This is a genomic window from Halogeometricum sp. CBA1124, assembly GCF_009741955.1.
Taxonomy (GTDB): Archaea; Halobacteriota; Halobacteria; order Halobacteriales; family Haloferacaceae; genus Halogeometricum; species Halogeometricum rufum.
Window position 1 is genome coordinate 32,343 of the sequence record NZ_WPCD01000013.1, and the last position, 12,541, is coordinate 44,883.

Genomic DNA, 12,541 nt, shown 5'->3' on the forward strand with positions numbered 1-12,541 from the left:
GGAGTCGACTCCGTCGGTGAACAAGTCGAACGACGCCCGAGCGGCCCGGCCGAATAGTACGATTGGGAGAATGTACAGCTTGAGAAAGAGTTTTGGCTGACAACGTGTTGGGTGGGCGTGATGAACTCGCGTCGACCCGGACGTGCGCTCGCCTCGTGGGGGCTTGCGGGACTACCGCTGGTGATGATCCTCGGACAATCGCTGCTCGCGCTTCTCGGAGAGAACGCCCAGTCGACCGGTCTCGTCGCCGTCATCGGACCGTTGTACGACGTAGCGGTGCTGTACGAGGCCGCGGTGGTGTTCAAGGCCAGTCCGGCGCTCGTCGTCGGACTGTTCGCACTCATCACCGTCGGGTGGGTCGGCGAAGGAGTCGCCATCGCGGTCCGACCCCACCGGGACGCCGCCTTCGCAGCCGCCGGGTTCGTCTCGCTGTTGTTCGTCGTCCTCTTCTTCGGCGTCTACTCGGAACTGTTCGGCGCGGGCCTCCCGGCCGGCCAGTTGGTCGGGTTCTTCTCGATACCGGTGGTCACGTCGGGACTGGTCGTCGCGGCGGCGGTCGCCCGCGACTGGGAACTCGACGTCGTGGAGTCCGCCGGCGCGGCGGCGGGCGAGAGCGAAGCCGAACTGGAGCGGGTTCGCGACCAGTTCGAGACCCTGTTCGAAGAGCGCATCGGCGACCCGGACGCATCCGTTCGGTCGCGCCGTCGGCCGCGGAAGCGGCGACCGAACGTCGCGACGAGTTCCACGCTCGGTGGGACGACGTTCGCTCGGCCCTCCACGGCGTCCAATCCACCGAGTCGGCCGCGGCGGCGAAGCGGGACCTGTCGAGCGTCCGGCAGCGACTGTCGGAACTCGACCCCGAGTCGGCGGTCACGGCGGCGGACGAGGCGGCGAGACGACGGCTCGAATCCGCGATACGGACGCCTACGGTGACGTCGACGTTCGGGCAGCCGACGGCGGGTCCTACACCGTCGTCAACCTCCCGACGCGGTTCCGCGAACTGTCGCTGTCCGGGACCGGCACACCCCGTCCACATTGGAGAAGCGTCCGAGGTGCTGCTCGGCCGTCTCGACGACGGCGAGAGACTCGAAGACGTCGCCGCGGCGACTCGAGAGGTCGACGCCCGCCTCGACTCGATACGGGAACACGTCTCCGAACGCGAGGAGTCGGTGCTGACGCACCTCCGGGCCGTCGAGACGGCCACGGAGACGCTGGAGGGGCAACTCGACCGGCTCGATGGCCGCGTCCGCGACCGAGCGACCGAACTCCTCCTCGACGGTCGGAGCGATGCGCTCGCCGGCGTGCCCGACGTTCGAGAGCGATCCGACGAGGCCCGGCAGTCGCTGTACGCGTGTCGGTTCGACGACGCCGAGCGTCTCGCGTCGGCCGCCGCCGCGGACGGAGAGCGCCTGACGACCGCGAGCGAACTGCTCCGGGGGCTCTCGGCGACGTCGGCCGGCGGCTGCGTGTCGCTCCCCGACAGCGTCCCCACCGCGTTCGTCGCCGAGATTTCTGAGGCGTTCAGGCGCGAACACGGCGCACCGCTGGACGTGACCGCGGACGAGTCGGCCGTCGTCGTCGGCGAGAGCGGGGACGACGACGGCGTGGACGGCCCGGACGCCGACGAGGCTGAGGCCGACGACGCCGTCGCGCCGACGGAAACGGCGTCACCGAACGCAGAGAGCGACGGTGAGTTCGCCGAGACGGCGACCGAGGCACGGCCGGAACAGGTGGTCGACGAGGTGCTGTACGCGTTCCGGGAACTCGACCGCTGCGCGCGGGCGAGCGGCGACGACCACCTCCAGTTCCAGACCGACGACCTCCCGCCGTCGGTGGCGCGTCCGGAGGTGCTGAAGACGCTGCGGGACTACGCCGAACATCAGTCGGACCTCGTCTCCCACGTCGAACTCCAGTCGCTGACGCCGCCCGCGTCTTGGAATTCGAACCGCAGTCGGGGCTGTCGGTCCGCGAGGCGATAGACGGGCTCGAAGAGCGGTATCGGGAGCGGTACGCGTAGGAGAGCGCAGACGACGCACACGCAGACACACTACTCAACGATGACTGAACGATGCAAGATATGCTACCGGACGGCCGCAGAGTGGGAGACAAACACGCTCGACGAGCACCTGGCGAACGCACACCGGGACGACCCGATGTCCGTCAAAGCGGTGTACGCCGAGGCGCACGACCGACTGTTCGACGACGACGGCGTCGTCGACGCCGACGTCGGGGGCGGTGACGACGACGAGGCACAGACGGACGACGAAGCGGACGAGACGGCCGACGAACGGACCGCGCCGGACCTCGCGGACACGACCTACGGGAAGAAGTGGTACGTCATCGGTGTGGGGGCGCCGGGAACAACATCGTGGACGCGATACTGCTCCGCCGCCGGACGCTGGACGAACGCGACGCCGACCGGGCGTACATCTGGCAGGGCGGCCTCGCCGGCTACGGGATGTTGAACACCAACATCAGCGAACTCGAACAGACGTACTACGCGAGCGAGGTGAAACAGTACGTCCGGAACGACCTCCTGTCGAACACGCTCATCGGAATGGGGGGCCACGACGGAACCGGGATGGGGTACCGGTGGGACACGGGTGCGAAAGTCGTCGAGTACGACTTCGAGGGCGAAAAGAACGCGTTCCGCGACCGCTGGGACCTCCGCCCGCAGGAGATTCGCGACTCGCAGGCCGTGATGTTCGTCCACAGCGTGACGAAGGGAACCGGGTGCGGGTCGACGCCCGTCCTCGCGGAGAAACTCCGGGAGCACGTCCTGCCCGACGACACCATCGTCGGAAAGCCCGTCCTGAGTTCGGTCGTCCTCCCCTCGCAGGGCAGCGAACTCTCCCGACAGGGCGGTCGGCCGAAGACGAACGGCGTCGTCGGCCTCGCACGCCTCTCGCAAGCGGTCGACGCGGTGATACCGTTCACCAACGACCGACTGGAACGGGCCGAGGGCGACATCCACCCCGAGATAGCCGACCTGACGAAGTACAACCCGCCGCAGTACGCGAGCCTCAACCGACCGCTCGTCGCCTACCTCGAGGCGTTCACGCTAACCTCCACGCCGCAGTTGCTGAGCCAGGAACACGATATCCGCGCGAAGGGCGACGTGTTCGACGTGTCCGACAGTTTCCGCCCCGCTCAGGACAAGTACCCGGCGAGCATCCCGCTGGACGAGACGCCGGCCGTCGTTCTCGCGCCGGTCCTCGGCCGCCTCCGCGGCAGCGAGATGACGGAGTCGTCGCTGGACCTCCTCGTGCGGAACACGCTCCTCCAGAACAAACTCGCGGACTTCGACCCGTCGACGGCGTGGGGCGGGCAGTTCCTCGTCTACGGGCCGGACTCGAAGATGGAGCGCATCCGCCGGCACGTCACCGACGGGACGATGCAGGAGATACTCAACCGCGAGGAGTTCCTCGACGGCGCGAACACCGACAGCGTCGAGACGGTGGACGTACAGATCAATCAGCTGTCCGTCCCGTACCTCGACGACGTCTACCTGTGGGGCGCGCTCTGGAACCCCGAGATGCCGGCGCTCGAATCGATGTACGAACACGCCCGCGACATCAAAGAAGGCGGCAGCAGACAAGGCGAGTCGCTCCGCGAGGTGTGGCCTCACGTCGAATCGCTGTTCGACTGCCTCGGCCGGGAGAACATGGCGTAACATGGCGGGGCCGTTACCGCTGGTGTTCGGCATCTTCGGCGGGGGCAGCGACGACGACGCGTCGATAGCGGCCGTCGCCGACAGACTGGACGCCCCCGCGAGCGAGGACGCCGTGCTCAGGGAACTCGACCACCTCTCGGAGGCGACGGACCGACTCGTCGCAGACGCGAGTCTCGACCGGTTGCCCGGCACCGTCCGTCCCGACGATGGGCCGGTCCAAAAGGTCGAAGCGCTGGCGGAGGCGGTGGACCGCGGAACGCTGTCGTTCGAGGACGCGGCCCGGTCCGGTCGGACGGCCGGCGCACCGGCTCCGCGTCCGCGGACGTCGTCTCCCGCGTCGACGCGGGGTCGCTGGCCTCCCCCGACGCGCAGCGCCTCCTCGATACGTTCGCCGCCTCGGGCGCCGACGCCGACGCCGCCGCACAGTCGCTCGAAACGGTCCTCCGCGACGCCGAGGCGGCACACGCCGTCGGAACGGCACTCGACTACGTCGGCGAGGGGGCGGGGGCGGACGTCGAGATGGCGCGCAAGCGACTGAGCGACGCCCCCGAAGCGGCGCTCGTCGAGGGCGTCGACCGACTCTGCGAACGGGTAGTGGAGGCCGACCGGCGGGCCCGCGAGGCTGAGGAACGGTGCCGGGAACTGGAGCGTGCCATCGCCGACGCGACGGGCGAGACGGACCCCGAAGTCGATCCCGAACAGGCGCTCGCGGACATCGCCGACGGGGGGACGCCGACCGACGACGGCGCGGCGGACGCCGCGACGGCGGTGCGCCGCCGCCGCCGACCCCAGAGCGAACTCGCGCGGACGCTCCTCGACGCGTTCGCCGGCGACGACGACCCCGAACCGGTCCTCGAACGAGCGGTCGAGGCCATCGACGAGGCCGAGACGGTCCGCGGCCTCGTCGGGTCGGTGGACCCCGACGCCGTCGATGAACTCGCTGCCGGCGTCGAGACGGCGGCGTCGGCACACGACGGTCAAGTGGCCTCGAAGCTGACGGACCGCGTCGCGGAACTCCGCCGACTGCTCGACGGCGCACCCGAGACGAATCAGGTGACGCAGTACGCCGTACAGAACGAACTGCGGTTCTACGACCGACACCTGTTGCCAGCACTGTCTTCGGCGTCGGCATCGGCGGGGACGGGCGACGCCGCCGAACGCGTCGAATCGCTCGTCGAACGCCGACAGTCGGTGAGCGACCGGTGGATATCGGGGACGAGCGACTACAACCACAGCATCCCGCTGCACTTTCTCTCGCTCGTGGACTCGCTCCATCAGGAAGCTGAAACGGCGCTAAACACCGGTGAGAGCGTTCGGGCGCGCGAAATCGCGGATGCGGGTGCGACGGTGCTCGACTACGTCGAGCAACTCTACGAACAGAACGAGTACAGCGTGATGCTTCGCCGACTGCGAGGCTGACAACTGACTTGCATGTCAGCGGGTGCGAATACTACAGACTACGACATCTATTTATATAAGATTCCCTGTAGTTCGCGGTAGTTGACTTATGCCATACCTCTTTGTGGGGGCGGGACAGGCGGGGAGTGCAATCGTCGACGACGTGTTCGGTCACCGACGAATCTCTCGACTGGCGACGCCCTTAGTGTTCAATTCGACGATCCGAGACCTCCAGAACCTCTCGAACGTGGACCGTTCGGCGTGGTTCGGCGTCTCAGAGACCGACGGACTCGTTCGTGGGGAGACAGACGGGTTCGAATCGCGCGTCACGGGCGGGTTCGGGCGCGACCCGAAAGACGCCGACTCGGTGATGGAAGAGCGGAGCGACGAGGTGACGCGCGAGATACGGACCGTCCTGCAAGCGCAGGACGAACCGTTCTCGTACGTGTTCGTCTTCCTCGGACTCGGGGGCGGGACGGGGGTGGCGGGAATCGGCCCCGCCACCTCTCGAGTCCATCCGCGAATCCACCGAGTCCGACGTGGACGTCATCGCCGTCGGCGTCTTGCCGAACACGACCGGCCCGGTCTCTGAGGGGGACGAACAGGTGTCGGCGCCGCGGCAGGCGTGGAACGCGCTGTACGGACTCGACCGTCTGGAGGACCACGTCGAGGGTATCGTCCTCGTCGACAACGAGCGACTGGCGTATCAGGACGCCGCCGAGAGTCGGTTCTCGGAGTACAACGAGTACGTCGCGTCCGCCATCGTCGACCTCGTCTCCGGGCCGGTGCTGGAACGGATCGACCCCAGCACGTACGACGACGTCGACGCGCAGGTGGTCGACATGAAAGACATCGTGACGACGCTCCGCCTCGGAAGCGACGGCGAGCGGACGGGGTACGCGACCATCGGCCGCGCCGTGACGATGACCCGGTCGCTCGCCGGCTATCTGCTCCCGTTCGTCGGCAAGCGAGCCGTCGACGGCGTGAACCTGCTCCACCAGTCGGTCAGCAAACAGACGCTCGCGGACGCGGACCCCACTCGCGCGCAGAAGGCGTTGGGCTCGGTTCGCGCTCCGGCGTCGTACGTCTCCGGCGACGACTACCGAATCAACGTCTCGGCGGTCGACCGCCAACTCAAGTCGTTCTGCGGGGAGGTCAACTACGGGATGACGTTCACCGAACGGAATCTCGCGTCATTCACGACGCTCCTGACGTACGACCGCTCCGACCTCGATCGACTGGACGCTATCGAGGAACACGCGGCGGAACACGACGAGACGCCCCGAGAGGAGGTCGCCGCGTGAGACGCCTCGCTGTTCTGGGCGCGTTGCTCGGCGGGACCGCCCTCGTCGTCGCCCTCTCGGGGCCTTCGACCGCGGCGGGCGACCCGGCGTCGATGGCCGAACTCGCCGAGAGCGTCCGGGGACTCCAACAGACCGTCGTCGCGGCGCGGGGACTCGAATCGAAGCCGCTTCGACCCGTCGTCACGGGCCTCGGAGTCGGCCTCGGCCTCGGTCTCTGCACCGGCGCGGCCGGGGCGTACGTCCGGCGGGTGAGAGGCTGATGTCGGTCGACGTTCGGCCGGCCGCGGTTCTCGCAGTCGTCCTCGTCCTCGCCGTGGGGTCGGTGACCGCGACGGCCGCCGCCGCGGGCGCGTCGGTCGCCCCCGAGACGGCGTGTCGGGACGTGCAGGACACGCGCGTCGTCGCCGCCTTCTCGGACGGAACGAGGCTCCAGTCGGCCCAGCAGTTGTACGTTGGGACGGAGTTCGCCGTCTTCGTCTGCAGCGACGGCGCGGCGGAACTCCGCGAGACGGCGTGGACGCTGGACGAGTCGACGTCCGGGTTCGAGACGGTCGAGACGGACCGGTACTCCGCCCGGGTGCGCGTGACGGAGGCGAACGGCACGGTGTCGCTCGCGAAGGCGGTGCCGGAGAAAGAGGCGGACGGTCCGCGCTACACCGTCGCCGACGGTACCGGCGTCCGGACGCGGGTCGGCGACGACACGCGGACGCTCACGTTCCCCTCGGAGTCCGCGGCCGAGCGGTATCGCACCGCCGAAGCGCGGTACGTCGAGAGTGCGGGTCGGTTGTCGAACGCGACGACGGCGGTTCGGGGGGCGACCGAGGCGCTCGGAACCGACTCGTTCGAGCCGGTGCACGCCGGGGCGTTAGACGCGTTCGAGTCGTCGCCGCTCGTGGAGCGTCACCGCGCCTTGGAGGCGGCGGTGTTCGAAGCTGGGGTCGGCGGGGACGACGACGCCGCCGAACTCCTCGTCGCCGTGAATCGGGGGCAGTCCGAGCGACTCGACGCCTCCCGGAGCGCCCTCGAGGCGTACCGCGGGGAACTGCGCGGTCGACTGAGCGGTGCGCGGACGGGGATTCTGCTGTCGCTCCTCGGCGGTGTCGTCGGGGGGGCTGGTCTTCGGCGGCGGCGTCGGCTACAGGCTGGCGAATCGCGAACTGGAGAAGGTCGCGTACGACAAGCAGCTGACCGCGACATCGAAGTACAGCGTCCGACAACTGGCGGTCCCGGTCGGCGTCGGTACGTCCCTCGTCGTCGCGACCGTCGTCGGACTGGCGGTGTCGGGGTGGCTCGACGCGTTCGTGGAGGTGTTCTTATGAAATCACAGTACAAGACAGCGCTCGGTATCGGTGGACTCGTGGTCGGAACGGTCGTGGTGGGGCTGGGTCTCTTCCTCTACACGGGGTCACAACTCGGCGTCTACTTCATCTTCGGCGGTGCGCCCGTGGTGGCCATCTCCGCCGTCGCCGTCTACGTGCAACGACAGGTCAGGCCCTCGCAGGTCGACCAAGCGGACTTCGCCCGGCAGCGGGCCAACGGCGTCGCGGAGTCGATTCGGTCGTTCTGGAAGACGTACGACCGGTTGCGGGAGCGCTACCCCGAGTGGGAGGCCCGAACGACGGAGAACGACTTCTCGCAACTGCTGCGGAACGCGGAGAAGAACGGAATCGAGTTCGACCGCGAAGCCGGCCAGTACACGACCGGTGGCACCGGCGACGTGCGGGAACTGAACGCTCTCGAAGACGACGTCGAGGTGCTGGCGACGGTTCGAGACGAGTCGTTCGAGTCGTTCGCGCGCGACCGACTCGCCAGCGCCGACGCGCTCACCCCTCTCGTCGAACGGGACTTGGTATCGGAGTCGTCGGTTCGGACGCCCGACGCCGGCGAACTCGAATCGGTATCCGACGCCGACGCTCCCGAACGCTACGACGAGTTACTGCAGACGTACGACCGGACCGCCCGGGCGGCCCTCGACGAAGCGCGAGCCGAGGTCGAACGCCTCGCCGAGGAACGCGGACTCGACCGCACGGTCGTCGCCGACGACCTCACCGAGGCCGAGAGCGCCGCGCAGTCCGGTGACTACGGACGGGCGGTCGACGCCACCGTCCGCGCACTCGGTCGCGTGGAGTCGGAACTCGCCGATGAGTTCGACGCCGACCGTCGGTCGGTCGAGGCTCTCCTGGACACGGTCGAGTCGTCCGTGGCAGACCAGTACGTCTCGCCGTCGTTACTCGACGAGGTGGACTCGGTCAGACGAGAGGTCGAACAGGTCGATTCCGCCCTCGACGTCGACGTCCTCGAATCGCACGCGAGTACGCTTCGGGAGACCTGTACCGCGATGGTCGAGGAGATGCAGACGGAACTGGCCGACGACGTCGAGACGCTCTCGGACGCGCCGCCGTCGTTCACCACGATTCCCGACGCCGCCGGGACCGACCACGTGACCCGACTCGACTCGACGACGAACCTCGAAGCGTTCCGCCGAGCGTGGCTCTCGACGGTCGGTGACCTCTCGACCGGACTCGACACCACCGAACGGGACGCGGCCGTCGTCGAGGCGTACCCCGGCGTGGAAGACGAGATAGCCGACGCGCTTCGGGCGAACGGCGAGGTCACGCCGGCGGACGTCCCGGTTCGAGACGCCGGGCCGTTCTTCGAACTGTTCGCCGCACAGCACCCCGACGCGAGTTACGCACCGTCCGACGAGCGATTGACGACGGGCGGTGCCGGCGAGCGATACGCGCTCGACGTGCGGCCCCGGTTCGAGACGGGCGGCGACGAGCGGGAACTCCGAGTCGAAATCGACGGGTCGAACTACGCCGAGGAGTCGTCCACGCGGACGCACCTCGTCGGACAGGTCGCGTTCGAATCCGTGCCGTACGGCGAGTACGACGTGACGGCGGACACGCCGGCTGACGGCTACGTCGCCGAGTCGACGACCGTCTACCTCGACGACGATACGACCGTAGAACTGACCGTCTCGGAGGCGTCGCTGACAGAGCGAGTCTGCGACGGTCAGCAGTCCGCACTGCACGACGAACTGCCGGAGTTGGCCCCCGAACTCGACCGGAAACTGGACGAGAACGGCTACGTCGACCCGTCGATGTCGTTCCCGATCAGGGACGACTTCGTGCCGTGCCTGCTCGCCATGTGGGGCGAACAGTCCGACGGGCGGGCGTGTCTCGACGGCGGTGACGTCCTCGTCTTCGACGAGTCCAGACTGACGAACCGGCTGGAGAACATCCTGACACACAACCTCTCAAGCGGCGATTCGATGTCCTACGATACGATGCGTGAACGATACCTGACCGTACCGGCCTCCGACCAACTCCTCGAGGAACTCGTGACCGGCGTCCAGACGAACGTGGACGCCTCGTTCACGGTCGGACAATCGGAGGTGACGAAGCAGTAATGTCCCGCTCAGACACCTTCACCCGGTGGGCCGTCGTCTCGTCCGGCGAGGGCGGCGGCCGCGTGACGGCCGACTTCTTCGCGCGGACCGAGAACCCCGGCATCGACGACCGGATGATACTGCTGAACACGAACCGCGCGGACATCCGCAACACCATCGAGGGGTCGAACGTGCCCGAGACGCTGGCGGAGAAGGCGGTCATGTTCGGCTCCAAGCGCGGCGTCGGCAACTCGTTCGTCGACGGGCGGCAGTGCGCTCAGGAGGACATCGACGACATCGTCAGCCAGATAGAGAACGACGCCGGCAACGCCGACGCCTTCCTCTACCTGACGACGCTCGGCGGCGGGACGGGGAACGGGTCCATTCCGTACCTCGTCAACCAGTTCGGCGACCCGACCGACATCGACGACCAGCGAGCGTGGATGCGCGACGGCGTCCACATCACGTTCGGTATCTGGCCGTACTACAACGAGGCGATACAGCAGCAGTTCAACGCCGTCTGCGGGCTCTCTCGGCTCCTCTGTCGGGAGGACAACTCACAGAACGCGGACATGGTGCTCTTGGCGGCGAACTCCCACATCGAGGGCGACGACACCGTCGGCGGGAGCGGCGAGTACGAACTGGTGAACGAGCGAATCGTGGAGGCGGTCGACCTGCTCATCAGCGCCGGTCGGGAGACCCAACGCGTCATCGACGTGGAGGACTACGTCGCCCAGCCCTCGAACATCAGCGGCTACCACTTCACGCCCGCCGTCACCACCGACGAGAACTACCAGATTCGGTCGCTCGAACACATGTTCGACAGAGCGTCCGAGGCGACGTACGTTCCGATGGACGTCGAGACGTGCCGGGCCGCCTACGCCATCGTCCGCGCACCGGAGCACCTCGTCGGGGACGAACTCACGACGAACGACGTGAAGCAGGCGTTCGACTCCTGGAAGCGAAAGCACGGGCTCACCGGCACCGTCGGCATGGAGACGCTCACCCCGAAACGGGCGACGGGGAACGGCGTCGACGTCCTCCTGTTGCTCGGCGGTTTCGACCTGAACCCGCTCGTCGACCACGCGTGGGACCAGTACGAGAGCCACCGGAAGAACCTCGCCGCAGGGCGTCGTCTCGGAAACGAACGCATCCCGAAGGGGGAACTCGACACGATAGAAGAGAACCTTCGGCAGTACATGAAGGTCAACGAGTAACATGACCCGAGAGCGGACTCAGACGGCGACGGACGCGGGCCGGCGGGTCGCGGTCGGACTCAGCGTCGTCGCGGCGATGCTCCTCGTCGCGTCGGCGTGCGCGGGCGTCGTCGCGGCCGAGGAGGCGACCGTCTCGACCGATAACGGCGACCTCGTCGTGAAGACGAACGCCACCAACGAGTCGGCGATAACCGTCCGACTGGGTCGGACGACGGTCGAACGGCAGAGGCCGAACGGCACGGCGAACGGCCGAGCGACGTATCGAATCGCGCCCGAACGGTTCCCCGACGGCGACCTCTCGAACGTCTCCGTTACGGTGGAACGCACGTCGAGCGGAACCCGACTGGCGCGCGAATCGCTCGACCTCAGGCACGCGCGACTCGGCCAGTCCCGAGGGTTCACGGCGTCCAACGGGACGGCCGAACTCAGACTCGAACTCGGCCGTTCCGTCGGTCTCTCCGACGGCGACGAACTGACTGTCGTCGTCGGAACGAGGGAGGCCACCGCGACGGTTCGAAACGCCTCCGGGACGACGGTACTCGACGTGCCGAGGGCGGGGTATGGGCCGTCGCTGACGTCGACGGACGCGACTGTCCGACCCCCCGAGGGCGAGACGCCCCTTCGCGGGGAGCGGACGGTAAACCTCCTCGCCGCGGCGCGGGACGCGACGGCGGTCGAACGGACCGGCGCGGGAATCCACATCGACAGCCCCGCCATCAGGAACGGGACGACGTACGCCGTCGTCGTCCGGTCGTCGGCCTCCGAGGGAGTGTTCAGACGCCCCGTCGAGGCGTCGGCCCCGGGCCGACTGACGGTCGAAGCGGCGAGTCTCGCGGCGGTGGGGGGCCTGAACGCGACGGTCAGAACGACCGACGGCGCCGTCGTCGCGGCGGGGACGCCGACCACGCAGACGGTCGGTGCGACGCTCACGGCGAACGGGACGGCGTTCACCGTCGACAGCGAGCGGTTCGCGGCCGCCGACTTCTCCTACCTCTGGATTCGCACGGACGACGGCGTCCGGCGACTGACGGACGTCGACGCCACCGACGGGACGGTGAACCTCTCCGGGACGGGGTACGCGCTCGAGGAGGGGGGCTACTACCAGCTACTTCTCGCGTTCGAGGCCGGCCGACGCTGCCCGTCACTATCGGTGAGGGCGGTTCGTACGGGTCGCTCACCGCCGCGCAGGCGGACGGCGGGGGCGACGCGGGCGGCGACGGGTCGGCGTCGGGCGGACTCCTCTCGTCGTTCCCTTCCTCGGACATCGCCTTCGTCGTCTTCGTCGTCTTCGTGGTGGCTCTGGGTGTCCTCGCTGTCGTCTGGTTGCTCACCCGCGACACGAAGGGTCGGCCGGCGGGGGAACCCACGGCGCCGCCGACGGAACTCACGGTGAACGTTCGCGACAAGAAGCGCGGGGAACCGTACGACGGCCCGGTGAGACTCGTCGCGGAACCGCGGCGGAGCAGCGAGACCGTCCAGTCGCACGAACCCGCCCGGCGGAAGACCGAGCGGGTGGAAGGCGGCGAAGCGACGGTGTCGCTCGACGGCGGCGTCGACG

At 68.3% G+C, this 12,541-nt stretch carries 12 protein-coding genes; all 12 read left to right on the top strand.

The genetic code is table 11. The features are described from left to right. Nucleotides 1–120: 120 nt before the first annotated feature. Nucleotides 121–933 carry a hypothetical protein gene (locus GJ632_RS03530; RefSeq protein ID WP_191452103.1) on the top strand — a complete coding sequence of 271 codons (813 nt, stop codon included), beginning with the start codon at nucleotides 121–123 and terminating at the stop codon, nucleotides 931–933. 119 nt (nucleotides 934–1,052) lie between these two features. After that, the gene (locus tag GJ632_RS03535) at nucleotides 1,053–1,979 is read left to right on the top strand and encodes a hypothetical protein (RefSeq protein ID WP_191452104.1); all 927 of its coding nucleotides are present in this window, start codon (nucleotides 1,053–1,055) and stop codon (nucleotides 1,977–1,979) included. Between the two features lie 78 nt (nucleotides 1,980–2,057). After that, entirely contained in the window at nucleotides 2,058–2,465 is a 408-nt protein-coding gene (locus GJ632_RS21865; protein ID WP_197427860.1) for a hypothetical protein, read from the top strand. Further along, nucleotides 2,369–3,673, top strand: a complete 1,305-nt coding sequence (locus GJ632_RS03540; RefSeq protein ID WP_197427861.1) for a cell division protein FtsZ — start codon at nucleotides 2,369–2,371, stop codon at nucleotides 3,671–3,673. The genes GJ632_RS21865 and GJ632_RS03540 overlap by 97 nt, the downstream gene beginning before the upstream one ends. A 1-nt stretch (nucleotide 3,674) precedes the next feature. Next, nucleotides 3,675–4,211, top strand: a complete 537-nt coding sequence (locus GJ632_RS03545; protein WP_191452105.1) for a hypothetical protein — start codon at nucleotides 3,675–3,677, stop codon at nucleotides 4,209–4,211. Further along, the gene (locus tag GJ632_RS03550) at nucleotides 4,193–5,092 is read left to right on the top strand and encodes a hypothetical protein (RefSeq protein ID WP_191452106.1); all 900 of its coding nucleotides are present in this window, start codon (nucleotides 4,193–4,195) and stop codon (nucleotides 5,090–5,092) included. The genes GJ632_RS03545 and GJ632_RS03550 overlap by 19 nt, the downstream gene beginning before the upstream one ends. 88 nt (nucleotides 5,093–5,180) lie before the next feature. Continuing rightward, nucleotides 5,181–5,663 carry a hypothetical protein gene (locus tag GJ632_RS21870; RefSeq protein WP_197427862.1) on the top strand — a complete coding sequence of 161 codons (483 nt, stop codon included), beginning with the start codon at nucleotides 5,181–5,183 and terminating at the stop codon, nucleotides 5,661–5,663. Beyond that, on the top strand, nucleotides 5,611–6,375 hold the full coding sequence (locus GJ632_RS21875) for a hypothetical protein (RefSeq protein WP_197427863.1): 765 nt from the start codon (nucleotides 5,611–5,613) through the stop codon (nucleotides 6,373–6,375). The genes GJ632_RS21870 and GJ632_RS21875 overlap by 53 nt, the downstream gene beginning before the upstream one ends. Further along, complete coding sequence (locus GJ632_RS03560; RefSeq protein WP_089806305.1) at nucleotides 6,372–6,635, top strand: hypothetical protein; 264 nt, start codon at nucleotides 6,372–6,374, stop codon at nucleotides 6,633–6,635. The genes GJ632_RS21875 and GJ632_RS03560 overlap by 4 nt, the downstream gene beginning before the upstream one ends. Continuing rightward, nucleotides 6,635–9,787 carry a hypothetical protein gene (locus GJ632_RS03565; RefSeq protein WP_191452107.1) on the top strand — a complete coding sequence of 1,051 codons (3,153 nt, stop codon included), beginning with the start codon at nucleotides 6,635–6,637 and terminating at the stop codon, nucleotides 9,785–9,787. The genes GJ632_RS03560 and GJ632_RS03565 overlap by 1 nt, the downstream gene beginning before the upstream one ends. Further along, on the top strand, nucleotides 9,787–10,983 hold the full coding sequence (locus GJ632_RS03570) for a hypothetical protein (RefSeq protein ID WP_191452108.1): 1,197 nt from the start codon (nucleotides 9,787–9,789) through the stop codon (nucleotides 10,981–10,983). Before GJ632_RS03565 ends, GJ632_RS03570 begins: the two co-directional genes overlap by 1 nt. 1 nt (nucleotide 10,984) lies before the next feature. Further along, a complete protein-coding gene (locus tag GJ632_RS03575) occupies nucleotides 10,985–12,376 on the top strand; it encodes a hypothetical protein (protein ID WP_191452109.1) in 1,392 nt (463 codons plus the stop codon). Nucleotides 12,377–12,541 lie beyond the last annotated feature (165 nt).